The organism is Neisseria sp. HMSC078C12, assembly GCF_001838065.1.
Lineage (GTDB): Bacteria > Pseudomonadota > Gammaproteobacteria > Burkholderiales > Neisseriaceae > Neisseria.
On the sequence record NZ_KV835608.1, the window covers coordinates 1 to 23,937 of the forward strand.

Sequence of the window (23,937 nt, forward strand, 5' to 3'; positions counted from 1 at the left end):
CAGCAGCGAAGAACCGAACTATACGCCTACCAACAAAACCAGTCAACACCCAATTTCAAAAAAAATTGCAGAATTTCTGCAACTGTCTGTATTTAAATAATTTTAAATTTATCAAATTTTATATATTCACTAGGTGTACAGAATCTTCAAAGATAATAGCCCTACAACTTTGCTCTTATTTGCCACATTCAGATGCTATTTCTCTTTATATTGCTGGCGCTTTGGTCCTATCTACTCTTACAATCTACACTTTCTTCAATAAAACAATCATAAATTTAAAATTGTCCTATTATGAGCAACCAACAAATCCAACAAAAATTTGAACAGGCATACCACTCTTTTATCGAAGAGGAAAATTACGAGGAAGCGCTTAAACGTGCGGAGATTCTTTGCCTTCTCAATCCACAATCTGTCGAATTTCATCACAAAGTTGCTTATGTCTATCTAAAGCAATTGAAATGGGGAAAAGCCATTGAGGCCGAAATGAAAACATTGGAGCTGGATAGCGCCTATATCCCTGCTTTGGATTTACTTGCACACGCATACGGCGGTTTGGGAAATTGGGAAAGAACCGGATTTTATGGCCATCAGGCTTTGGTCTTGAAAGATAAAGCCATACCTGATCTTCAGCATGAAATTATTCCTGCATCGGCGCCAAAAGATGGAAAACGGATTATCTCGTTTTCTTTATTTGGTAATAGTTCCAAATATATTGAGCCTGCCGTCTTAAATACCCAGCTTGCTCCTGTTCTTTTTCCTGGCTGGACATGCCGTTTCTATGTTGATGATTCTGTTCCGGCCGAAGCCATCCAACGGTTTAAGGCCAATGGTGCGGAGGTTATCCATATTGATCCCCAACTGCGCAACTGGCCCGGAACGATGTGGCGTTTTCTTGCGATAAATGATCCTGAAGCTGAATATGTGATATTTCGCGATGCTGATTCTATTATTTGTTATCGAGATGCAGCTTCTGTTTCGGAATGGATAAAAAGTGGCGCCCTATTCCACACCATACGCGATTCGGGCTCGCATACTGCTTTAATTCTTGCAGGTATGTGGGGAGCCAAGGCCGGTGCCGTTCCTAATATAAGGGAAAGAATTCAAAACTTTATTGATAGCGGCTATTCTTCAAGGCATTTCGCGGATCAGGATTTCTTAGAAAAAGAATTGTGGGCCTATATACGCCAAAATCTCTTTGCACATGACCGACTGTTCAACTTCCGTAATCCGCATGACATCCCCGGAGAATTCAACCCAGATTATCAAATTGCTTTCTGCGAAGGTGCAACCAGCTTCAACGCGACAACCGATTATGAAGATAACAGCTTGGCGAGATGGACTTTATATTCGCGAGTATCCCCTTTAGTCAATCGGGATTATTCGCTTAATGTTGTTCCTGAATTTAAGGTATGCAGTTACGTAACTGAAGTAAAAAACGGAATTGTTTCAGCTTCCTTACCCAGAAGATACGGTAATGCCATTAAAGCAGGATTGGCAAAAATCAATATCGAGAGAATTTGATTCTAAACAACAGCTTAACTAAACATCCAATATCATGAGCAAACACATTCTCCTCGGCATTACCGGCGGTATTGCGGCGTATAAATCTTGCGAACTGGTCAGACTGCTGAAAAAACAGGGGCATTCTGTTTCGGTGGTGATGACAGATTCTGCGACGGAATTTGTCTCACCGCTGACTTTCCAAGCATTAAGCGGCAATCCCGTGTTATCGGACACCTATTCAGGTGCTTCCAGTAATGGCATGGCACACATCAATCTGACGCGCGAAGCCGACGCATTTCTTATTGCGCCTACAACTGCCAATACGATTGCCAAAATTGCCAACGGATTGGCCGACAACCTGCTGACTACTTTGGCCGCAGCCAGAAAATGTCCTTTGGCCGTTGCACCTGCAATGAATGTCGAAATGTGGAACAACCCTGCCAACCTACGCAATATTGCGCAACTGGCTTCAGACGGCATTACCGTGTTTTACCCAAACAGTGGCGAACAGGCTTGCGGTGAAATAGGTACGGGCAGAATGGTCGAAGCGGTCGATCTGGCAGATTTGCTAGAAGATTTATGGACACCCAAGCTGCTGAGCGGCAAAAAAGTTCTGATTACAGCCGGCGCAACGTTTGAAGCCATCGACCCTGTCCGCGGCATTACCAATATCTCCAGCGGACAAATGGGCATGGCTTTAGCGCGTGCGTGCCGTGCTGCCGGAGCGAAAGTTACGCTGATTTACGGTCAAATTCAGACGGCCTTGCCAGCAGGCTTGGCTCATTCTGAACAGGCTGTCAGCGCAGAAGCCATGTATCAGGCAGTCCACCGCCATATCCATGAACAAGATGTCTTTATCTCTGTCGCAGCCGTTGCCGACTATAAAGTCAAAAACAGCAGCAACGAGAAACTGAAGAAAAACGGCGATCAGCCTCCGGTTATCGAGCTGACAGAAAATCCGGATATTCTCGCATCCGTTGCCGCCCTGCCTTCTCCTCCGTTCTGCATCGGCTTCGCTGCCGAAAGCCATCAGGTTTTGGAATTTGCTCGGGCAAAACGTTTGCGTAAAAACGTACCGATGCTGGTAGCCAACCAAGTTTCCGTTTCCATGGGCAAGCCAACCAATCAAATTACCATTATTGATGACCTTGCCGAAACCTCATTTCCAGAAACATCCAAACGCCAAGCAGCAGATGAAATTGTCAAACGCCTGGCTGAATTATTGGCTTGATCAAACAAAAGGCCGTCTGAAAATTTTTCAGACGGCCTTTTGTTCAAACACATTAAATTACAAACCCAATTCGCGCAGGAAACGAATATCGTCTGCCCAACCGGATTTTACTTTCACCCAAATCTTCAAAAAAACTTTGGTATCAAACAATTTTTCCATATCAAGGCGGGCTTCAGTAGAAATTTTCTTCAATTTCTCCCCCCCCTTGCCAATCAAAATCGCCTTTTGGCTGTCTTTATCAACCAACACCGCGATATAAATGCGGAACAGTCCGCTTTCCTCTTCCTCAAACTGCTCCACTTCAACATTCATCGCATACGGCAGCTCTTCGCCCAAATAGCGGAACAATTTCTCACGCACAATTTCCATCGCCAGGAATCGGCTGGATTTGTCCGTGACCATATCTTCCGGATACATCGGGATACTTTCCGGCAGATACGGCTTGAGCAGCTCCAGCAAATTGGCAATACGCAAACCATGTTTCGCGCTGACTGCCTCGCTGGCGGAAAACTCAAACTCTTGGCGCACTTCATTGATAAACGCCTCAAGTGCAAATTTGTCTTTGGCTTTATCTTTATCGATTTTATTGACCACCAATACCACAGGCGTATGCTTAGGCAACTGTTTCAACACCACGCGGTCGGCATCGGTAAAACGCATGGCTTCCACCACAAAAACCACCACATCCACGCCGCTCAACGCTTCAGTTACGTTTTGATTAAGACGGTCATTCAAGGCATTGCGGTGATTGGTTTGGAAACCCGGCGTATCGACAAATACAAATTGTGCCGTATCATCGGTGTAAATACCGGTTACACGGTTGCGCGTGGTTTGTGCTTTTTTACTGGTAATACTGATTTTCTGACCGATTAAATGGTTCATCAGCGTAGATTTGCCGACATTCGGGCGCCCCACGATGGCCACAAAGCCGCAACGATAATCCGTCGGGTGTTGCGACTCGTTTTGCAAAAAGGTTTCGATATCCATTTATATATGACTTTCTTGATTGTTTCAGACGGCCTTTGCATTTTCTCAAAGGCCGTCTGAAATATTATTTTTTAGATTTTTTCAAAGGAAACTTCTGTTCCAACCATTCTAAGGCTTCACATGCCGCTTTTTGCTCGGCCACTTTCCGACTGCTGCCGCGTGCATTGCAGATGAAACCAAGTTCGCCCAAATCGCAGGAAATCACAAACATCGCATCGGCCGTCTGCTCCGCCTGCTCTTCAATTCGATATTTCGGCAGGGCAAAACGGCGTGCCTGCAAGGCTTCCTGCAAAGCGGTTTTACTGTCTTTTTTGCCGATGTTCAAATCCGCACGTTTCACGCGTTCCGCAAACAAATGGCGAACCACTTTTTCCGCCGCAGAAAAATCCGCGTCAAAGCTGACCGCCGCAAACATCGCCTCCATCGCGTCGGCCAAAATCGAAGGCCGTCTGAAACCGCCGCTCTTCAACTCGCCGGCACCCAAATACAAACCGTCGCCGACATTCATTTCCAACGCGATTTCAGCCAATACGCCTTCATTCACCAAAGCCGCGCGCATCCGCGACAACTCGCCTTCCGACAATTTTGGAAACGCGTCAAACAACATCCGCGCCACGGAATAGTTCAAAATCGAATCGCCGACAAATTCAAAACGCTCATTGTGTTTGGCATTGTAGCTGCGGTGGGTCAAAGCCTGCTGAAGCAGCTCCATATTGCGGAACTCATAGCCCAGACGCTTTTGAATCGCTCGATGCGCCTGCTGTTTGAGCAAATCAGGTTTCATTCCATACTTTCAAAAAACAGCCCGAAAATACGCCTCATCCGCAGTGAAACAAAATAAAAAGGCTACACCGGCAACTTTTTTATTTTGGCTCATTGTTTCTTGCGTCCCTCAAGCCGATAAACAATCAAAAGCCGTCATGTTCAAACCTGACGGCGCTCGACCGACATTGTACCACCAAACCGCCCCTGCACACATCCGTGCGGAAAAGCGGCGAATCGTGTAAAATCATGCCAAATCATCTCTTTGACAACTCCATGAACAAATTTGCCCAAGCATTGGCCGCAGCGCTCGACCGCTGCATCGTCACCAACACCGTCGCCGAACAAGGCGAACCCGTCGGCTTCCTCTACCGCGAAGCCCCCGTATTTGAAAACGACAGCGGCTGGCGTATTTTCAGCGGCGACGAAACCGACGAATACACCGACAATCCCGACAACTTCAGCATTGTCAGCCTCTCCGCCATTACCGCAGACAATCCCGACATCGCGCCCCTGCTGACTCAGGCAGAAGGCAGCGCGTGGGAATTGAACGAAGACGGCGAGTTCCAAGCCGTTGCCGATTGGCAGCCGCAAGAATAACCCATCCCAATTTCGTTTCAGACGGCCTCCTTTATAACTAGGCCGTCTGAAACCGAGCAGAATCCCTATTTCACAAATATTGAAGGAATCATCATGAACATTATCGAACCACGCCTCGATGGCACCAACCTGCGCATCGGCATCATTCAAGCCCGCTTTACCAACGAAATCGGCAGCGAAATGGTCAAAGTATGCTGCCGCACCCTAAAAGAATTGGGCGTATCCGAAGACAACATCACGCTTGCCACCGTTCCTGGCGCGCTTGAAGTACCTATCGCGCTGATGAACCTCGCTTCATCTGAACAATTCGATGCCCTGATTGCCATCGGCGTTGTCATTCGCGGAGAAACCTACCATTTTGAATTGGTATCCAATGAATCCGGCGCAGGCGTCAGCCGCGTTGCCCTTGACTACAACATCCCTATCGCCAACGCCATTCTGACAACTGAAAACGACGAACAAGCCGTTGCACGCATCGAAGAAAAAGCCTCCGATGCCGCCAAAGTTGCCGTAGAATGTGCCAACTTGGTCAACCATCTTTTGTCAGAACAATACGAAGACGACGAAGAATAAACTTCTCCCCGTATTGAATACCGCATATTTTCAGACGGCCTCCCAATCATGACATTGAGGCCGTCTGAATCATTCAATATTCAGCCGACAACCATCGGCCCTCTTCACAAGGAATACCCATGAAAAGCCCACGCCGCCGCGCACGCGAGCTTGCCGTACAAGCCATTTATCAAGCAGGCATCAACAAAACCGCCGCTCCCGAAATCGCCAAAAACATCCGCGAACTGTCCCAAGCGCCCAATATGGATGAAGAGCTGTTCAACAAACTGTTTTTCGGCGCACAAACCCATGCCGAAGAATACATGGAAAAAATCAGCCCCCTGCTCGACCGCGACGAGAAAGACCTCAGTCCTATCGAACGCGCCGTTTTGCTGGTTGCCTGCCATGAGCTGAGCACCATGCCTGAAACCCCCTATCCTGTCATCATCAACGAAGCCATCGAAGTTACCAAAACTTTCGGCGGCACCGATGGCCATAAATTCGTCAACGGCATCCTCGACCAACTGGCTTCCCGCATCCGCCCCGACGAACCGCGCCGCAAAGGCTAAAATCGACTTCACATCGGGCCGGGACACTGATCTTTGCCCTGTTGAGGCTCATCTGCTTATACAGCCAAACCATCCAAAAGGCCGTCTGAAATTCAGACGGCCTTTTATATTTCGATTTATTCCGATTTTGGTATTTCATAACCAGGGCAGTTTTGTTTATCGCTGTTTGCCCAGATGATACCGCTGTCGTTGTAATAAACGGTACAGGTTTCATTAGCGTTGGTTTCTTTGTTAGGTTCTGCCTTCAAAATATAACCTGAATCGGAAGGATTAGGCATAGAAGCCGTACCTTCGGAAAAACTAATATTGAAATATTGATTCTGCTGCAAATTTTCGGTAGGAAACCCTACAAAAGTACTTTTTTGAGTATAGTAGCGTTCAAGTTGTTGGGCATTATGCAGCATCTGTGTGCGGACGGATGCGAGGCGCGTTTGGCGGATGTAGTTTTGATAAGACGGATAGGCGATGGTAGCGAGAATGGCTGCAATCAAAACGACTATCAGCAGCTCGATAAGCGTGAAGCCTTGTTGGTGTTTCATTTTATTTGTGTCGTTAATAATTGGAATAAGACATGAATATTATAGTCGTTTTCTTGCGGCTTAAATGTTCAGATTCGGAGGAAGTTTGGGAATTTATGTAAACGAGGTACAAGTTCTGAAAAATATGTTCATCCTTTTATTTTTTATTTCAATAAGTTAAACTTCAATTTAAGCCAACCGTCTCTTGGTTGGCCTTGGTCTTTACAGTAAAATCCAGTTGTTTTTTTGTTTCTATCAATACATTTGTTGCTTGTCTGCGACGTTATTTTATTGAATTGGTTCCTTTTATATGTCTAAAGTTTTCAAGTGGGCGGCCGGTACGGCTGTTATCGTGGCTGCAGCTTTCGGCGGCTGGTCTTTGATGAAGCCTGAGCCTCAGTCTTCTTTTATTACGGAAGTGGTCAAACGCGGTGATATCCGTCAAACCGTATCGGCAACCGGCGAAATCTCGCCTTCCAATTTGGTATCCGTAGGCGCAGAAGCTTCAGGCCAGATTAAAAAACTGTATGTGAAACTGGGCCAACAAGTGAAAAAAGGCGATCTGATTGCAGAAATCAACTCAACCAATCAGCTCAACACGTTAAATACCGAAAAATCCAAACTAGAAACTTATCAGGCAAAATTGGTTTCTGCCGAAATCGCGCTTTCCAGTGCTGAGAAAAAATATAAGCGCGAACTTGCCTTATGGAAAGAACAGGCCACTTCCAAAGAAGATTTGGAATCTGCACAAGACTCTTTAGCCGCAGCCAAAGCCAATGTCGCCGAACTGAAGGCCTCCATCAAACAATCCAAAATCTCCATCAATACGGCCGAATCCGAACTGGGCCACACGCGGATTACCGCCACCATGGACGGCACCGTAGTCGCCATTCCTGTTGAGGAAGGCCAATCCGTCAATGCGGCGCAATCTACGCCGACCATTATCCAGCTGGCCAATCTGGAAACCATGTTAAACAAAATGCAGATTGCCGAAGGCGATATTACGAAAGTCAAAGCCGGTCAGGATATTTCGTTTACCATTTTGTCCGAACCGGACACGCCGATTAAAGCGAAATTGGACAGCGTCGACCCCGGTCTGACCACCATGTCTTTGGGCAGCTACACCAGCAGCACGGACACGACTTCCAATGCGATTTACTACTATGCCCGCGCCTTGGTGCCAAATTCCGACGGCAAACTTTCCATCGGCATGACCACTCAAAACACGATTGAAATCAACGGCGTGAAGAATGTCTTACTGGTACCGACGCTGACCGTGAAAAAGCATAACGGTAAATCCTATGTCAGCATTTTAGGCGCAGACAATAAAGCGGTAGAACGCGAAGTAACCGTCGGTTTGAAAGACAGCATGAATACCGAAATCAAAAGCGGCTTGAAAGAAGGCGAAAAAGTAATCGTTTCTGAAATGAGCGCAGACGAAAAGAGTAAGAGCAGCGAACGCGCGATGATGGGCGGCGGCCCTCCCCGCTGATTGATTAAGGCCGTCTGAAAGGTTTGGCTGTGTTTCAGACGGCCTTGGTTTCTGTATGTCTATTTTTCGCCCGGAAAGATTATGAGTTTAATCGAATGTAAGAATATCAACCGTTTTTTCGGTAGCGGTGAAAACCGTGTGCATGTATTGAAAGATGTCAGCCTTTCTATTGAAAAAGGCGACTTTGTGGCGATTATCGGCCAGTCCGGCTCGGGTAAATCGACGCTGATGAATATCTTGGGCTGTCTGGATACCGCCACTTCCGGCTCTTATCAAATCGACGGCATCGAAACATCGCAAATGCAGCCGGATGAGCTGGCGGCTTTGCGCCGTGAGCGTTTCGGCTTTATTTTCCAGCGTTACAACCTGTTAAGCTCGTTAACCGCCCGGGACAACGTCGCCCTGCCTGCCGTGTATATGGGCATGGACAGCAAAGAGCGCGCGGAACGTGCGGAAAAACTGTTGGGCGATTTGGGTTTGCAAAATAAAGAAGGCAACAAACCCAGCGAACTTTCCGGCGGTCAGCAACAGCGTGTTTCGATTGCCCGCGCGTTGATGAACGGCGGCGAAATCATCTTTGCCGATGAACCGACCGGCGCATTGGATACCGCCAGCGGTAAAAATGTGATGGAAATCATCCATAAGTTGCACGAAGACGGACATACCGTGATTATGGTCACCCACGATCCGGGCATTGCGGCAAACGCAAATCGCGTCATCGAAATCCGCGACGGTCAGATTATTTCGGATACGTCTAAAAATCCCGATATTCCGCCCAGCAAAGTGGAGCGGATTAAAGAAAAAGCTTCCTGGTCGTTTTATTACGATCAATTTATGGAAGCATTCAAAATGTCGGTACAGGCGATTATGGCGCACAAAATGCGTTCGTTGCTGACCATGCTGGGGATTATCATCGGTATCGCTTCGGTGGTATCGGTGGTGGCCTTGGGTAATGGCTCGCAACAAAAAATCCTGGAAGACATCAACTCGATGGGCACAAACACTATCAGTATCTTCCCCGGCCGTGGTTTTGGCGACCGTAGAAGCGGACGGATCAAGACACTGACGATTAATGACGCAAAAGTCATCAGCCAACAAAGCTACGTCGCCTCTGCCACCCCTCAAACCAACTCTAGCGGCACCTTAACCTACCGCAACACCGACCTGACCGCCTCACTTTACGGCGTAGGCGAACAATATTTCGACGTGCGCGGTTTGAAATTGGAAGAAGGCCGTCTGTTTGATGATGACGATGTAAAAACCGATGCCCAAGTCGTCGTCATCGACCAAAACACCAAAACCAAACTCTTCGGCGAAGGTGTCAATCCTTTAGGCAAAACCATCCTTTTCAAAAAACGCCCGTTAACCGTCATCGGCATTATGAAAAAGGATGACAACTCATTCGGCAATTCCGACTCGCTGATGCTTTGGTCGCCGTATACAACGGTCATGCACCAAATTACCGGCGAGAGCTATACTAACTCCATCGTTGTCAAAATCAAAGACGATGCCAACACGCAAGTTGCCGAAAAAAGCCTGACCGAGCTGCTGAAAGCACGCCACGGTACAGAAGACTTCTTTATGAACAACAGCGACAGCATCAAAGAAATGGTTGAAAGCACGACCGGCACCATGACACTGCTGATTTCTTCCATTGCGGTCATCTCTTTGGTGGTCGGCGGCATCGGCGTGATGAACATCATGCTGGTTTCCGTTACCGAGCGCACCAAAGAAATCGGCGTCCGCATGGCAATCGGCGCACGCCGCAACAATATTTTGCAACAGTTCCTAATTGAGGCAGTCTTAATCTGTATCATCGGCGGCCTGTCAGGCGTATTGTTGTCCGCAAGCATCAGCCTGGTGTTCAACTATTTTGTTACCGACTTCCCGATGAGCATTTCCATGACTTCCGTCATCGGCGCGGTGGTCTGCTCCACCGCCATCGGCGTTGCGTTCGGCTTTATGCCTGCCAACAAGGCTTCCAAGCTCAACCCGATTGATGCGCTGGCTCAGGATTGATTATGTTTCAGACGACCTATTATCTTAAGGCCGTCTGAAATGCTGTTACCCGAAAGATTTTTTATGAAGACGAAACCTTTTTCCCAAGCAGCCTTATCCTTGGCTGTTGCCCTTGCCTTAAGTGCGTGCGCCGCACCTAAAGCCAATCCGAATCTGACGCTGGAAGCAACCGGCCAAGTCATGAGCGCAGCCGAAACTTCCGAACGCTACGATGTCAACGGCAACTGGTGGGAAATCTACCAAAACCAGCAGCTCAACGCGCTGATGGAGCAGGCGTTGGCGAATAATGTCGATTTGAAACAGGCGGCCATCAGCGTCAACAAGGCTTTGTACCAAGCCAATATTTTGGGCGCGGATTTGGTGCCTTCGTTCAGCGGCTCGTTGGGTGCGAATGCTTCTAAAAACCTGAAAACCGGCAGCCACGGCAATACCTTCAGCAGCCAGCTTGGCTTAAGCTACGAATTGGATTTGTGGCGCAAACTCAGTGCCACTGCCGATGCACAGGTATGGGAATACCAAGCCACGCATGAAGACATGGCCAACACGCGCCTGACTTTGATTAATAATGTCGCCGATGCCTATTTCAATATTGCCTACCTGAACGAAGCCATCGAGTTGGCGCAAAAATCGCTGAAGCAATATCAGGAAATCAACCGCATTGCGAATGCCAAGTTCCGCTACGGCCGGGCCGACTCCAGCCAGCCGACGCAAGCCAAACAGTCATTGTTGAACGCAGAAAACAGCCTGTTGTCTTTGCAAAACAATTTGGATACGCAAAAACAGGTTTTGCGTAATTTATTGAATTTAAGGCCGTCTGAAAACATGGCCGCCGATCCGGCACAATTCCGCCTATTGCCGGTCAAAGGCGTGAACTTGGACGTACCGATTACCGTTTTGGCCAACCGCCCCGACCTGCGCGCCGCCGAATACCGCCTGCAAGCGTCGCAACAATCGGTCAACGCGCAAAAACGCAGTTGGTATCCGTCGATTACTTTGGGCGCAAGTTTGAGTACGTCGTCCGACAAAGCAAAAAGTACGTTCAATATCCCTATGTTGGGCGGCTCGGCCACCATCAATCTACCTTTCCTTAATTGGCAGACCATGAAATGGAAAGACAAAACCGTACAAGCGGAGATGGACAGTGCCAAGCTGAATTTTGAAAAAGCCCTGACTACCGCGCTCAACGAGGTCAACACCAACTACCTTGCCTACAAAAACGCGCAGGCCGGCCTTGCCAATCAGGAACAGCGTTATCAATTGGACAAGAAAAACAGCCATTACTATCAAGTCCGCTACCAACACGGTAAAAACGAACTGAAAGACTGGCTGGAGGCTTTGAATACGGAATACAGCTCAGCGCAAAACCTGCTGAACCAACGCTATGAGGCTTTAAAATACGAAAATATGGCCTACAAAGCTATGGCAGGACGTTATACGCCGAAATAGCATTTTCAGACGGCCTTTGGTTAATTTCCGTCAAAGGCCGTCTAAAACCATTCAAGCAACTGAATTTTCATATATAATCGCGCGTTTATTTGATTTTATCCGGACAACATTATGGCCTTCGCCTCTCTCTTTACGCTTTTGGACGACATTACCGCCGTTTTGGACGATGTAGCGATGATGACCAAAGTCGCCGTCAAGAAAACCGCCGGCGTGGTCGGCGACGATTTGGCGCTCAACGCCAATCAGGTAACCGGCGTATCTGCCGAGCGCGAATTGCCGATTATTTGGGCCGTGGCAAAAGGCTCTTTGGTTAACAAACTGATTCTGGTGCCGCTTGCGCTGTTGCTTTCCGCTTTCGTGCCTGCACTGATTACGCCCTTGCTGATGATCGGCGGTGTTTATTTGTGTTTTGAAGGCGTGGAAAAACTGTTGCACAAATTTCTGCACCGCAATGAACACGAAGACGGACACGATGCCGAGCCTGAAGTTACAGACGAAAAAACAAAAGTTAAAGGCGCGGTCCGCACGGATTTCATCCTCTCCGCCGAAATCATCATTATCGCGCTGGGCGTTGTTGAAAAATATGACCTGATAACACGTTCTTTGGTTATGGTTGCCATCGGTATCGGCATGACGGTGTTGGTGTACGGCTTGGTCGGCATTATCGTCAAACTTGACGACCTCGGTATGATGCTGATGCGCCAAAAAAGTGCCGCCGTACAAGGCATCGGACGCGGTTTGATTTCATTTATGCCTTGGTTTATGCGCGGCTTGAGCATTGTCGGCACGCTGGCGATGTTCTTGGTCGGTGGCGGACTGATCGCCCACAACCTTGGTTTTTTGCACGATTTCCTCCACGTGCAACATTGGGACAGCGGCATGATGGAACATATCGCCAATCTGGTGATCGGAGTAGCCGCCGGTGCATTGGCCTGCGCCATTGTCCTGCCTGCAATGAAATTGTTTCAAAAAGACTGATTTTGTTTCCCTGCCGTCTGAAAACCTTTCAGACGGCCTCAATACCATTTAAAGCATGAATATTTTCCGTAAACTCGAACAATACTGGCAACATCCGCTGCTGTACTGGCCGCTGGTCATCTTGATTGCCGCCGCGACGCCGTTCACTTTCGCCCCGTATTATCATTTCTGGCTGATGCCGCTGTTGTTCGGCGCGCTGATACGCCTGATTGAATTGCGTCCGCGCTTTGCCGTCATGACTGCCTATCTGTTCGGATTAATCGGTTATACGGCGCAGTTTTATTGGATACACACTGCCTTGCATGATGTTTCGGGTCTGCCGGATTCATACGCTATCCCCCTCACCTTCCTGCTGCCGGCATTTCTTGCGCTTTATCCGGCCATCTGTTTTTGGGTGTGGAGAAAATGCAACCTGGCTCGCTGGGCCAAAACCGGCCTCCTGCTGCCGATTTTGTGGACGCTGGCAGAATTTGCCCGCGAACGCTTCCTGACCGGATTCGGCTGGGGCGCAATCGGCTATTCCCAAATCATCAAAGACAGCCCGTTGGCAGGTTTCGCGCCGTTGGGCGGCATTCATATGGTTACGCTGGCAACCGCTTTCCTCAGCGCATGGCTGGTGTTGCTGATTGACAACCACGGCCGTCTGAAACACCGCCTTCTGCCCTTATTCCTTATCGTTGCGCTTTGCTCCGTCGGCTATATTTCCCAACAAACCGAATACACCCGCCCCGACGGCAGCACCAGCACCGTCGCCCTGATTCAAGGCAATATCGAGCAAAATCTGAAATGGAAAGAAGAGCAAATCATTCCGACCATTCAGAAATACTACGAACAAATCAGCAAAACCAGTGCCGACATCGTCATCCTGCCCGAAACCGCCCTGCCGCTGATGCGCCAAGACCTGCCCGAAGGCATCTTGGAACAATTCGCCGAACAGGCGCAAAGCAACGGCAGCGCGTTGGCCATCGGCATCAGCCAATATACGCCCGACGGCAACGGCTACGAAAATGCCGTCATCAATTTGAGCGACTATCACAACAGCACTTCCGATACCATCCCCTACTACGCCAAGAACCACCTGGTTCCATTTGGCGAATACAAGCCATTGCCCATCATTACCGAGCGCCTCTATAAAATGATGGATATGCCTTTGGCCGACTTTCAAAAAGGCGGCTACAACCAAGCGCCTTTGACAATGAAAGATCAAAAAGTCGCCTTCAATATCTGCTATGAAGACGGTTTCGGCGACGAACTCATCGCAACGGCCAAACGCTCCACCCTGCTTGCCAACATCAGCAATATGGCATGGTACGGCAAATCCAATGCCATGTACCAGCAGCTTCAACAGTCCCAAGCGCGCGCAATGGAGCTGGGCCGCTACATGGTTCGCGCCACCAATACCGGCGCAACCGCCATTATTTCCCCTAAAGGCACGATTGTTGCCGAAGCCCAACCGGATACAGAAACCGTACTCGAAGGCCACGTCAAAGGCTACATCGGCGAAACGCCTTATATGAAAGCAGGCGGCTCAACCTGGCTTATCAGTATTTTGGCCGTTATCGGCGTATTCCTCATTCTGATTGGCCGGAAGAAACCAGAATAAAAAAATTTTAAGACCTTGTTTAACAAGGTCTTTTTTATTGATATAACTATTTACATACAGAAATGTTTGTAATATACTTACCCAAAACCTAGCAAATCACTCAAATTTTCAAAGACAATCAACTCCTGCAATTTAAGCAGCAAAAACTATTAAATCCATCGTTTAATTTACAGAAAAAATCCAACCCATAACAAAACAAACCACAGGCAGTGTTATACTGCTTGTCACACAATAAACAAAAAGCCGTTTTCAGACGGCCTAATCAAGGAGAGCATCCTTTTATGAATAAAGCTTTTGCATTACCCGTTATCCACAGCGGCAACGGTAGCCTCGAGCAATACATTCATACAGTCAACAGCATTCCCATGCTGACTGCCGAAGAAGAAACGCAACTGGCCGAACGTCAACAAAAAGGCGACCTCAACGCCGCCAAACAGCTTATTCTGTCCCATCTTCGCGTCGTCGTATCCATTGCACGCGGCTACGACGGCTACGGCCTCAACCAAGCCGACCTGATTCAAGAAGGCAATATCGGCCTGATGAAAGCCGTCAAACGCTACGAGCCAAGCCGCGGCGCGCGCCTGTTTTCGTTTGCCGTGCATTGGATTAAAGCCGAAATCCACGAATTCATTTTGCGCAACTGGCGTTTGGTCCGCGTGGCCACAACCAAACCGCAACGCAAACTGTTCTTCAATCTGCGCAGCATGCGTAAAAACCTGAATGCCTTGTCTCCAAAAGAAGCGCAAGAAATCGCCGACGATTTGGGCGTCAAATTGTCCGAAGTCTTGGAAATGGAACAACGCATGACCGGCCACGACATCGGCATCATGGCAGAAAACAACGATGACGAGGACAACTTCGCCCCTATCGACTGGTTGGCCGACCACGATGCAGAGCCCAGCCGTCAGTTGTCCAAACAAGCCCACTACGCCCTGCAAACCGAAGGTCTGCAAAACGCCTTGGCACAACTGGACGACCGCAGCCGCCGTATCGTTGAAAGCCGCTGGTTGCAAGACGACGGCGGTTTGACTCTGCACGAATTGGCTGCCGAATACGGCGTATCTGCCGAACGCATCCGCCAAATCGAAGCCAAAGCTATGCAAAAACTGCGCGGTTTCTTGGCAGAAGAAGCAGAAGCCGTTTAAGCCTTTCTTGATAAAAAGGCCGTCTGAATCTTTTCAGACGGCCTTTTCTATGGCAAACCTCATCATATCTTATCCCCCCAACACATTCATTTTAAAGCCCACTTAAGCTATAATAGCCACCACACACACTACCCGGTCATACCATAACCATGCAACTTACCGTCGTCGGACTCAACCACCAAACCGCGCCCTTGAGCATACGCGAAAAACTGGCATTTGCTGCTGCAAATTTGCCGGATGCCGTGTCCAACCTCGCGCGCAGCGAGGCGGCGGAAGAAGCAGTCATTCTTTCTACCTGCAACCGCACCGAGCTTTATTGCGTCGGCGAATCCGAAAAAATTATCAACTGGTTAGCAAAATATCACAATCTGCCTGTCGAAGAAATCCGCCCCTACCTCTACACCCTAGACAACAACGAAACCGTCCGCCACGCCTTCCGCGTCGCCTGCGGCTTGGATTCCATGGTCTTGGGCGAACCGCAAATTCTCGGTCAAATCAAAGATGCCGTCCGCGTTGCGCAAGAACAAGAAAGCATCAATACCCACTTAAACGCCCTGTTTCAAAAAACCTTTGCCGTTGCCAAAGAAGTGCGCACCGATACCGCTGTCGGCGAAAACTCCGTCTCTATGGCTTCCGCATCGGTCAAAATGGCAGAGCAAATCTTCCCTTCCATTTCCGACCTTAACGTCCTCTTTATCGGCGCAGGCGAAATGATTGAGCTGGTGGCCACTTATTTTGCCGCCAAAAATCCCAAGCTCATCACCGTTGCCAACCGTACACACCAGCGTGCGCAGGAATTGTGCGACAAGCTCAGCGTCAACGCCGAAGCCTGCCTGCTGAATGAATTACCCGATATTCTTCACGATTACGACGTGGTCGTTTCTTCCACTGCTAGCCAACTGCCCCTCGTCGGCAAAGGCATGGTCGAACGCGCATTGAAAAAACGCCACAACATGCCTGTTTTCCTGCTGGATTTGGCCGTTCCGCGCGATATCGAAGCCGAAGTCGGCGAATTGGAAGACGCATATCTCTATACCGTGGACGACATGATGGATATTGTCCAAAGCGGTAAAGACGCGCGCAAAAAGGCAGCGGCGGCGGCTGAAAGCATGGTGGAAGAAAAGGTCAGCGAATTTATCCGCCAGCAGAAAAACCGTCAAAGCGTTCCGCTTATCCGCGCCTTGCGCGACGAAGGCGAACGCGCACGCCGCCAAGTGCTGGAAAATGCCATGAAACAACTGGCAAAAGGCGTATCGGCCGAGGATGTCCTCGAACGCCTCTCCATTCAGTTGACCAACAAACTGCTCCACTCTCCGACACGCACGCTCAACAAAGCCGGCTCGGACAACAGCGAATTAATCGATGCCGTGGCGCAGATCTACCATTTGGACCAACACGACTGACCTTAATTTAAAGGCCGTCTGAAAAAAGCGAGACAACAGGTTCTATGCCAAAGTTTTCAGACGGCATCAAAGCAACAAATTTCAATCATCATTTTTTCATTTAAAATGAAATGCTTGAAAAAAAACCGTTAAAGTGTAAAAATCCTACTTTATACATTTGAACAACATTCAAACAATAAAACTGCCTGCCGGCTCAAATACATGCCGACAATAAGATAGGCACCGGCAAAAGGAACTTTCGTGCATATTAAAACAAACACATATCTGGCCCTTGCTGTCCTCTCAGCATCCCTTCTTTCAGGTTGCGACAAAGTCAGCACCTTTTTCGGTAAAGAAGAAAGCAAAGAACTCGTCCAACGCATAGAAACCAATACCGATGACGGTAAGGTCGGCATGCTGTTGCCCGATTTCGCCCAATTGGTACAAAACGAAGGACAGGCCGTCGTCAATATTCAAGCAACTCCGGCAAAACGCACTGCAACACCGGATGACGACCACAGCATGGATCTGAGCCAATTCCCCGACAACGACCCGTTTTACGAGTTCTTCAAACGCCTCGTTCCCAATATGCCCGACATGCCTCAAGAAGAGGCCGAAAGCGATGATTTGAATTTCGGCTCCGGCTTCATCATCAGCAAAGACGGCTATATCCTGACCAATACCCACGTGGTTGCCGGCATGGGCAACATCAAAGTCCTGCTCAACGACAAACGCGAATACACGGCCAAACTGGTCGGCTCAGACGCCCAATCCGACGTTGCCCTCTTAAAAATCGAGCCGCAAGAAGACTTGCCGGTTGTCAAAATCGGCAATCCGAAAGATTTAAAACCGGGCGAATGGGTAGCCGCCATCGGCGCGCCATTCGGCTTTGACAACAGCGTAACTTCAGGCATTGTTTCCGCCAAAGGCCGCAGCCTGCCGAATGAAAACTACACGCCGTTCATCCAAACCGACGTTGCCATCAACCCCGGCAATTCAGGCGGCCCGTTATTCAACCTCCGCGGCCAAGTAGTCGGCATCAACTCACAAATTTACAGCCGCAGCGGTGGCTTCATGGGCATTTCGTTTGCCATTCCGATTGATGTTGCCATGAATGTGGCCGACCAATTGAAAGCCAACGGTAAAGTCCAACGCGGCCAATTGGGCGTGGTTATCCAAGAAGTTTCTTACGATTTGGCCAAATCTTTCGGTTTGGACAAAGCAAGCGGCGCGTTGATTGCCAAAATCATGCCGAACAGCGCAGCGCAACAAGCCGGTTTGCAAGTCGGCGATATTGTCCGCAGCGTGAACGGGGAAGAAGTCCGCGCTTCCAGCGATTTGCCGGTCATGGTCGGCTCGATGATGCCGGGTAAAGAAGTGACTTTGAGCATTTGGCGCGGCGGTAAACAAACCGATGTCAAAGTCAAACTTGGCAGCGCAGCCGAGCAAACGGAAACTTCTGCAAAAGAAGCCGAACACCCACAACATGAAGGCAGCCATGACGGATTTACCGTTGAAAACGCAGGTGTTACCCTGCAGGTTGAAAACGCAGACGGCAAACAACGCTTAATCGTTCTGCGCGTTAGCGGAGCGGCCGAACGTGCCGGCCTCAAACGCGGCGACGAAATCATTGCCGTCAGCCAAATCAGCGTCAATGACGAATCCACTTTCCGTAGCGCATTGGAAAGCTCAGGCAAAAACGTACCGCTTTTGGTACAACGCGATGGCAATACTTTGTTCCTCGCACTAAATCTGCAGTAGTCCGATTTTTCAGACGGCATGATGATGTGTTAGATGATAAAATACCCATCTGTCAAAGGCGGTGGGTATTTTGTTATCCGCCTTCCAAATCTAGGCCGTCTGAAAATATTTCACCGCTTATATACAATATAATTATGCAACTTATTAATTATTCGAATTCTATTTTATCCATTGTTCCGGCAGCCATCGCGCTTGCCCTGGCCATTGCTACGCGCCGTGTATTGCTGTCCCTGGGTGTCGGCATTATCGTCGGCTCATTCCTGCTGGTAGGCGGCAATCCGCTTGATGCCTTAGTTCACTTGAAAGACATGGCCGTCAGCCTGACTTGGGCGGACGGTGATTGGTCTTTGGGCAAACCCAAAATCCTGCTCTTCTTGGTACTTTTGGGGGTTTTCACTTCCCTGCTGACGCATTCCGGCAGTAACCAAGCATTTGCCGATTGGGCGAAACAGCACATCAAAGGTCGCCGCGGCGCGAAGCTGCTGACTGCCTGCCTGGTATTCGTTACCTTTATTGATGACTATTTCCACAGCCTTGCCGTCGGCGCAATTGCCCGTCCTGTAACCGACAAATTCAAAGTTTCCCGTGCCAAACTGGCTTACATCCTGGACTCCACTGCCGCACCGATGTGCGTTTTGATGCCGGTATCCAGCTGGGGCGCATCGATTATCGCTACTTTGGCCGGCCTTTTGGTAACGTACAACATCACAGGCTACACACCGATGGGCGCATTCGTGGCCATGAGCCTGATGAATTACTATGCCGTCTTCGCATTGATTATGGTTTTTGTCGTTGCCTGGTTCTCTTTCGATATCGGCTCAATGGCTCGTTTGGAACGCGCCGCTTTAAACGAAATTCATGATGAAACCGTTGACACCGGCCATCCCAACGGCCGCGTATTCGCGCTGATTGTACCGGTTTTGGTACTGATCGCCGCCACGGTTTCCGCCATGATTTACACAGGTGCGCAAGCTTCTGAAACCTTCTCTTTGCTCAGTGCATTTGAAAATACCGATGTGAACACTTCCCTCGTGTTCGGCGGCACTTGCGGCGTATTGGCCGTCATCCTCTGTACCATCGGCACCATCAAAACCAGCGATTACCCCAAAGCCGTTTGGCAGGGCATCATCTCTATGCGCGGTGCCATTATCATCTTGATTTTGGCATGGATCATCAGCACCGTTGTCAGCGAAATGCACACCGGCGAATACCTCTCCACCTTGGTGGCAGGCAATATCCATGCAGGCTTCCTGCCCGTGATTTTATTTCTGCTCGCAGGCGTGATGGCCTTCGCTACCGGTACAAGCTGGGGTACATTCGGCATCATGTTGCCGATTGCCGCCGCCATGGCCGTCAAAGTCGAACCAGCGCTGATTATCCCCTGCATGTCCGCCGTCATGGCCGGTGCCGTATTTGGCGACCACTGCTCGCCGATTTCCGACACCACCATCCTCTCTTCTACCGGCGCACACTGCAATCACATCGACCACGTTACCTCGCAATTCCCTTACGCACTGACCGTTGCCGCCTCTGCCGCTATCGGCTACCTGATTTTAGGCATGACCGGCTCTGCGCCTTTAGGTTTTGTGGTAACCGGCATCGTGATGGTTGTGTTGATTTTCATCTTAAAAGACAAGAACAAAGCAACTGCCTAATTCAAAACCAATATTCAGACGGCCTGAGATATTCCGACACGCTCAGGCCGTCTGAATATTGCAATTACCCATATATCCATTATTCAGGACAAAACAATGAATATGCCCCATCTTCCACGCGGCCCCGTCATGGCCGACGTCGCCGCCTACCATCTGACCGAAGAAGAAAAACAACGCCTGCTCGACCCTGCCGTCGGTGGCGTTATTTTGTTCCGCCGCAACTTTGAAAACGTCTCCCAGCTCAAAGCTTTGGTTCAAGAAATCAAAGCCGTCCGCACGCCTGAACTCATCATCGCCGTCGACCACGAAGGCGGACGGGTTCAACGTTTTATTGACGGCTTCACCCGCCTGCCTGCCATGAACGTATTGGGCGAAATTTGGGACAACGAAGGCCAAGAAGCCGCCTGCGCCCAAGCAGAACAAGTCGGCTGGGTTTTGGCGACCGAACTCTCCGCCTGCGGTATCGACCTATCCTTCACGCCTGTATTGGATTTGGACTGGGGTCAATGCGCCGTCATCGGCAACCGCAGTTTCCACCGCGATGCCAACATCGTAACCCAGCTTGCCCTTGCCTTACAAAAAGGCCTGAACAAAGGCGGCATGAAATCTTGCGGTAAACACTTCCCCGGCCACGGCTTTGTCGAAGGCGACAGCCATCATGTCCTGCCTTGCGACGAACGCAGCCGCGAAGCGCTCGAAGCTGCCGACCTTATCCCCTTCCGCGCACTGAGCCAGGCAGGCATGGCCGCAGTCATGCCTGCCCACGTCGTATACCCGCAAATCGACAGCCAACCTGCCGGCTTCTCCGAAAAATGGCTGAAACAAATCCTGCGCCAAGAAATCGGATTTAACGGCGTTATCTTTTCAGACGACCTGACCATGGAAGGCGCATGCGGCGTCGGCGGCATTAAAGAACGCGCCCGACTTTCTTTTGAAGCAGGCTGCGATATTGTACTGGTGTGCAACCGTCCAGACTTGGTCGATGAATTGCGAGACGGTTTTCACGCGCCGGCAAACGCCGATTTGGCCGCACGTTGGCAATACATGGCCAACACATTGACCATCCAGGAAGCAGCCGACATCATGGCAACCGAAACATTCCAAGCTGCACAACAGGCGACCGCTAAACTGGCAACGCCCAAAGACATCGCAGGCGGTGTTAAAGTCGGCGAAGCATTCTGATTCAAGGCCGTCTGAAACATTGACGGCAAATAAAAAAGGAAGACTTTTTCAAGTCTTCCTTTTTTGATTCAAACCGATTAGCGGTGTTGCGGATTGTATCGGCTTTCCAATCGCAGGAATACCCAACCCAAAAAGCTTGTCAGCACCAAATAAATCAGCGCAATCGTATAAAGCGGTTCCTCATAGACAGAATAGCGGCCAGTAATCGTGCTTTGTACATAAGCCAACTCAGCCACGCCGATGACGGACAACAATGAGCTGTCTTTCAACAAAGTAATAAATTCACTGGCCAATGGCGGCAACATACGGCGCAACGCTTGAGGCAAAATGACATAACGCATTGCCTGAGTATAGGTCAGCCCCAGAGAACGCGCAGCTTCCATTTGGCCTTTATCAATTGATTGAATACCGGCACGGAAAATTTCACAAATATACGCACCCGAGTTTGCAACCAAAGCCAAAGAGCCGGCAATCAGCGCACCATAAGAACGGCGCAGATCAACAGCTGCTTCGCCGCTAATCAGCACACCGTCGGCCGGGTGAACGAAAAATGGGAACCAAACATAAGCCCAAATCACAATTTGTACAAACAATGGCGTACCACGAAACAGCGTCACATACCAAAAAGAAATCTTACGCAATACCCAAGCCAAAGCACGCATCGGTGCACCGGCTTTTTCCGGATTGATCAAACGCGCCAATGCCAGCAGCAAACCCAAAACTGAGCCGCCTGCCGTTGCAACCACCGTCAGTCCCAGCGTCGTCAACACGCCGTAAAAAAACATCCAGCGGTATTCATAAATGATGTCAAAACGAAAATCCATAAATCTTCCGTCGGTCAAAATCGGTAACGAATCCGAATATTTTTTAAAATGAAGCTTGATATTTTACAAGAAAATACATTGCTTGAACGGTTTTTTGTTAAATTATTCCGCCCAACCCTGCTTTTTTTACATTTCCAATGAATTGCAGCCCCTTTTCGCCTTTGCCCATATAGGACATTTTCCGTATAAAAAACAAAGCGCAAACCCGAGACAAAATTGACCGAAACACAAAAACAGCGGATAATCCGCCCATTCTTCAAACATCTTTCAGACGGCCTTCCCTCTTCCCTTAAAGGCCGTCTGAAAACATTTTAAAAAGCATAAAACATGAAAGCACCCGAACTCTTATTGCCTGCAGGCGGCCTCGAACGCATGCGTGCCGCCTACGATTACGGCGCAGATGCCGTTTACGCCGGCAGCCCGCGTTACTCACTGCGCGCACGCAACAACGAATTTGCCAAACTCGACGTCCTCGAGCAAGGCATTAAAGAGGCGCACGAGCGCAACAAAAAATTCTTCCTGACCGTCAACACGCTGCCGCACAACTCCAAACTCAAGACCTTTGTTTCCGATATGGAACCCTTGATTGCCATGAAACCCGATGCGCTGATTATGGCGGATCCGGGTTTGATCATGACCGTGCGCGAAAAATGGCCGGAAATGCCGATTCACCTGTCCGTACAAGCTAACACCACCAACTACTGGGGCGTAAAATTCTGGCAAAACATCGGTGTCGAACGCATTATTCTGTCACGTGAATTGAGCATGGAAGAAATCGCCGAAATCCGCCAAGAATGTCCGGATATCGAGCTTGAAGTCTTCATTCACGGCGCATTGTGCATCGCCTACTCCGGCCGTTGCCTATTGTCGGGCTACTTCAACCACCGCGACCCCAACCAAGGTACTTGCACCAACTCCTGCCGTTGGGACTACAAGGTCCACAACGCCGTCGAAAGCGACGCGGGCGATGCCCAGCTTCTGCAAGGTTTCAACTTTGAAAAAGCCCAAGAAGAAGCCAACCAAAACTTCGAAGGCATCAACGGTCAAAAACGCCACCCTTACGCCGACAAAGTTTTCCTGATTGAAGAGTCCAACCGCCCGGGCGAAATGATGCCGATTATGGAAGACGAACACGGCACCTACATCATGAACTCCAAAGACCTTCGCGGCATTGAAGTGGTTGAGAAACTGGCCAAAATCGGCGTGGACAGCCTCAAAGTCGAAGGCCGTACCAAATCGCTTTATTATGTTGCACGCGTGGCCCAGTCCTATCGCAAAGCGATTGACGATGCCGTTGCAGGCCGTCCGTTTGATTACAGCCTGTTGAGCGAACTCGAAGGCCTTGCCAACCGCGGCTACACCAGCGGCTTCCTCGAGCGCCACCAAACTCAGGATTACCAAAACTACCTGACCGGCCACTCCATCGCCAAACAAAGCCAATATGTCGGCCACGTTACCGAAATCGATGAAAACGGCTGGGCGACCATCGAAGTCAAAAACCGCTTTGCAGTCGGCGATTCACTCGAAATCATCCACCCGAGCGGCAACCAAACCATCAAATTGGAACAAATGACCCGCAAAGGCCAACCTGTCGATGTTGCCCCAGGCAACGGTATTCAGGTCAAAATCCCCAATATGCAGGGCAAAGAAAAAGCTTTGGTTGCGCGGATTATGAATCCTTAAGCATCAACCAAACAAAGGCCGTCTGAAAGTTTCAGACGGCCTTTT

Annotated in this window: 20 protein-coding genes; 16 read left to right on the forward strand and 4 right to left on the reverse strand. The window is 49.4% G+C overall.

Features of this window, described 5'->3' with window-relative positions; translation table 11 throughout:
• Positions 1–291 precede the first annotated feature (291 nt).
• Entirely contained in the window at positions 292–1,521 is a 1,230-nt protein-coding gene (locus HMPREF2596_RS05020) for a tetratricopeptide repeat protein (protein WP_070850037.1), read from the forward strand.
• 34 nt (positions 1,522–1,555) lie between these two features.
• A complete protein-coding gene (gene coaBC, locus HMPREF2596_RS05025) occupies positions 1,556–2,734 on the forward strand; it encodes a bifunctional phosphopantothenoylcysteine decarboxylase/phosphopantothenate--cysteine ligase CoaBC (protein WP_070850039.1) in 1,179 nt (392 codons plus the stop codon).
• Positions 2,735–2,791: 57 nt separating this feature from the next.
• Here the strand turns inward: coaBC and era are convergent, their stop codons facing one another.
• Positions 2,792–3,721 (reverse strand): GTPase Era, encoded by a 930-nt coding sequence (gene era / locus HMPREF2596_RS05030; protein ID WP_070850041.1) that lies wholly within the window; start codon positions 3,719–3,721, stop codon positions 2,792–2,794.
• A gap of 64 nt (positions 3,722–3,785) precedes the next feature.
• Positions 3,786–4,505, reverse strand: a complete 720-nt coding sequence (gene rnc / locus HMPREF2596_RS05035; RefSeq protein WP_003748556.1) for a ribonuclease III — start codon at positions 4,503–4,505, stop codon at positions 3,786–3,788.
• A gap of 254 nt (positions 4,506–4,759) precedes the next feature.
• On the opposite strand from rnc, the gene HMPREF2596_RS05040 reads away from it, so the two are divergent.
• From HMPREF2596_RS05040 to nusB, 3 genes are all read left to right on the forward strand, one after another.
• Positions 4,760–5,083 carry a DUF2185 domain-containing protein gene (locus HMPREF2596_RS05040; protein WP_003748560.1) on the forward strand — a complete coding sequence of 108 codons (324 nt, stop codon included), beginning with the start codon at positions 4,760–4,762 and terminating at the stop codon, positions 5,081–5,083.
• A gap of 93 nt (positions 5,084–5,176) precedes the next feature.
• Positions 5,177–5,656, forward strand: coding sequence for a 6,7-dimethyl-8-ribityllumazine synthase (gene ribH, locus HMPREF2596_RS05045; RefSeq protein WP_070850042.1), 480 nt, complete (start codon positions 5,177–5,179; stop codon positions 5,654–5,656).
• Between the two features lie 119 nt (positions 5,657–5,775).
• On the forward strand, positions 5,776–6,204 hold the full coding sequence (gene nusB / locus HMPREF2596_RS05050; RefSeq protein ID WP_004519698.1) for a transcription antitermination factor NusB: 429 nt from the start codon (positions 5,776–5,778) through the stop codon (positions 6,202–6,204).
• A 116-nt stretch (positions 6,205–6,320) separates the two neighbouring features.
• On the opposite strand, the gene HMPREF2596_RS05055 is transcribed toward nusB, so the two are convergent.
• The gene (locus HMPREF2596_RS05055) at positions 6,321–6,743 is read right to left on the reverse strand and encodes a type IV pilin protein (protein ID WP_070850043.1); all 423 of its coding nucleotides are present in this window, start codon (positions 6,741–6,743) and stop codon (positions 6,321–6,323) included.
• A 289-nt stretch (positions 6,744–7,032) separates the two neighbouring features.
• Here HMPREF2596_RS05055 and HMPREF2596_RS05060 point away from each other — a divergent pair, with 289 nt between their 5' ends.
• The 10 genes from HMPREF2596_RS05060 to nagZ all read left to right on the forward strand — a co-directional run bounded on the left by HMPREF2596_RS05060 (position 7,033) and on the right by nagZ (position 21,385).
• A complete protein-coding gene (locus HMPREF2596_RS05060) occupies positions 7,033–8,214 on the forward strand; it encodes an efflux RND transporter periplasmic adaptor subunit (RefSeq protein WP_070850044.1) in 1,182 nt (393 codons plus the stop codon).
• A gap of 81 nt (positions 8,215–8,295) precedes the next feature.
• Complete coding sequence (locus HMPREF2596_RS05065) at positions 8,296–10,233, forward strand: MacB family efflux pump subunit (protein WP_070850046.1); 1,938 nt, start codon at positions 8,296–8,298, stop codon at positions 10,231–10,233.
• A 63-nt stretch (positions 10,234–10,296) separates the two neighbouring features.
• Complete coding sequence (locus HMPREF2596_RS05070) at positions 10,297–11,679, forward strand: TolC family protein (RefSeq protein ID WP_070850411.1); 1,383 nt, start codon at positions 10,297–10,299, stop codon at positions 11,677–11,679.
• A gap of 111 nt (positions 11,680–11,790) precedes the next feature.
• The gene (locus tag HMPREF2596_RS05075) at positions 11,791–12,657 is read left to right on the forward strand and encodes a DUF808 domain-containing protein (protein ID WP_070850048.1); all 867 of its coding nucleotides are present in this window, start codon (positions 11,791–11,793) and stop codon (positions 12,655–12,657) included.
• 55 nt (positions 12,658–12,712) lie between these two features.
• Positions 12,713–14,260, forward strand: a complete 1,548-nt coding sequence (gene lnt / locus HMPREF2596_RS05080; protein ID WP_070850050.1) for an apolipoprotein N-acyltransferase — start codon at positions 12,713–12,715, stop codon at positions 14,258–14,260.
• 281 nt (positions 14,261–14,541) lie between these two features.
• Positions 14,542–15,405, forward strand: a complete 864-nt coding sequence (rpoH, locus tag HMPREF2596_RS05085; RefSeq protein WP_004519690.1) for an RNA polymerase sigma factor RpoH — start codon at positions 14,542–14,544, stop codon at positions 15,403–15,405.
• A 149-nt stretch (positions 15,406–15,554) separates the two neighbouring features.
• The gene (hemA, locus tag HMPREF2596_RS05090; protein WP_036493228.1) at positions 15,555–16,808 is read left to right on the forward strand and encodes a glutamyl-tRNA reductase; all 1,254 of its coding nucleotides are present in this window, start codon (positions 15,555–15,557) and stop codon (positions 16,806–16,808) included.
• Between the two features lie 240 nt (positions 16,809–17,048).
• Positions 17,049–18,548, forward strand: coding sequence for a DegQ family serine endoprotease (locus HMPREF2596_RS05095; protein ID WP_070850052.1), 1,500 nt, complete (start codon positions 17,049–17,051; stop codon positions 18,546–18,548).
• A gap of 134 nt (positions 18,549–18,682) precedes the next feature.
• Entirely contained in the window at positions 18,683–20,203 is a 1,521-nt protein-coding gene (locus tag HMPREF2596_RS05100; protein ID WP_070850054.1) for a Na+/H+ antiporter NhaC family protein, read from the forward strand.
• A 96-nt stretch (positions 20,204–20,299) separates the two neighbouring features.
• Positions 20,300–21,385 (forward strand): beta-N-acetylhexosaminidase, encoded by a 1,086-nt coding sequence (nagZ, locus tag HMPREF2596_RS05105; RefSeq protein WP_070587432.1) that lies wholly within the window; start codon positions 20,300–20,302, stop codon positions 21,383–21,385.
• A gap of 77 nt (positions 21,386–21,462) precedes the next feature.
• Here nagZ and HMPREF2596_RS05110 read toward each other — a convergent pair whose 3' ends face one another.
• Positions 21,463–22,209 carry an amino acid ABC transporter permease gene (locus HMPREF2596_RS05110; RefSeq protein ID WP_049322801.1) on the reverse strand — a complete coding sequence of 249 codons (747 nt, stop codon included), beginning with the start codon at positions 22,207–22,209 and terminating at the stop codon, positions 21,463–21,465.
• A gap of 327 nt (positions 22,210–22,536) precedes the next feature.
• On the opposite strand from HMPREF2596_RS05110, the gene yegQ reads away from it, so the two are divergent.
• On the forward strand, positions 22,537–23,892 hold the full coding sequence (gene yegQ / locus HMPREF2596_RS05115; RefSeq protein ID WP_003748589.1) for a prephenate-dependent tRNA uridine(34) hydroxylase TrhP: 1,356 nt from the start codon (positions 22,537–22,539) through the stop codon (positions 23,890–23,892).
• The last annotated feature ends 45 nt before the right edge of the window (positions 23,893–23,937 follow it).

Excerpts from the sequence above, each read along its gene's own strand:
- nusB (WP_004519698.1), top strand. The coding sequence starts at position 5,776 with ATGAAAAGCCCACGCCGCCGCGCACGCGAGCTTGCCGTACAAGCCATT.
- HMPREF2596_RS05060 (WP_070850044.1), top strand. The coding sequence starts at position 7,033 with ATGTCTAAAGTTTTCAAGTGGGCGGCCGGTACGGCTGTTATCGTGGCT.
- HMPREF2596_RS05075 (WP_070850048.1), top strand. The coding sequence starts at position 11,791 with ATGGCCTTCGCCTCTCTCTTTACGCTTTTGGACGACATTACCGCCGTT.
- HMPREF2596_RS05020 (WP_070850037.1), top strand. The coding sequence starts at position 292 with ATGAGCAACCAACAAATCCAACAAAAATTTGAACAGGCATACCACTCT.
- hemA (WP_036493228.1), top strand. The coding sequence starts at position 15,555 with ATGCAACTTACCGTCGTCGGACTCAACCACCAAACCGCGCCCTTGAGC.
- nagZ (WP_070587432.1), top strand. The coding sequence starts at position 20,300 with ATGAATATGCCCCATCTTCCACGCGGCCCCGTCATGGCCGACGTCGCC.
- HMPREF2596_RS05110 (WP_049322801.1), bottom strand. The coding sequence starts at position 22,209 with ATGGATTTTCGTTTTGACATCATTTATGAATACCGCTGGATGTTTTTT.
- ribH (WP_070850042.1), top strand. The coding sequence starts at position 5,177 with ATGAACATTATCGAACCACGCCTCGATGGCACCAACCTGCGCATCGGC.
- HMPREF2596_RS05055 (WP_070850043.1), bottom strand. The coding sequence starts at position 6,743 with ATGAAACACCAACAAGGCTTCACGCTTATCGAGCTGCTGATAGTCGTT.
- era (WP_070850041.1), bottom strand. The coding sequence starts at position 3,721 with ATGGATATCGAAACCTTTTTGCAAAACGAGTCGCAACACCCGACGGAT.
- HMPREF2596_RS05100 (WP_070850054.1), top strand. The coding sequence starts at position 18,683 with ATGCAACTTATTAATTATTCGAATTCTATTTTATCCATTGTTCCGGCA.
- HMPREF2596_RS05070 (WP_070850411.1), top strand. The coding sequence starts at position 10,297 with ATGAAGACGAAACCTTTTTCCCAAGCAGCCTTATCCTTGGCTGTTGCC.
- rnc (WP_003748556.1), bottom strand. The coding sequence starts at position 4,505 with ATGAAACCTGATTTGCTCAAACAGCAGGCGCATCGAGCGATTCAAAAG.
- lnt (WP_070850050.1), top strand. The coding sequence starts at position 12,713 with ATGAATATTTTCCGTAAACTCGAACAATACTGGCAACATCCGCTGCTG.
- HMPREF2596_RS05065 (WP_070850046.1), top strand. The coding sequence starts at position 8,296 with ATGAGTTTAATCGAATGTAAGAATATCAACCGTTTTTTCGGTAGCGGT.
- coaBC (WP_070850039.1), top strand. The coding sequence starts at position 1,556 with ATGAGCAAACACATTCTCCTCGGCATTACCGGCGGTATTGCGGCGTAT.
- rpoH (WP_004519690.1), top strand. The coding sequence starts at position 14,542 with ATGAATAAAGCTTTTGCATTACCCGTTATCCACAGCGGCAACGGTAGC.
- yegQ (WP_003748589.1), top strand. The coding sequence starts at position 22,537 with ATGAAAGCACCCGAACTCTTATTGCCTGCAGGCGGCCTCGAACGCATG.
- HMPREF2596_RS05040 (WP_003748560.1), top strand. The coding sequence starts at position 4,760 with ATGAACAAATTTGCCCAAGCATTGGCCGCAGCGCTCGACCGCTGCATC.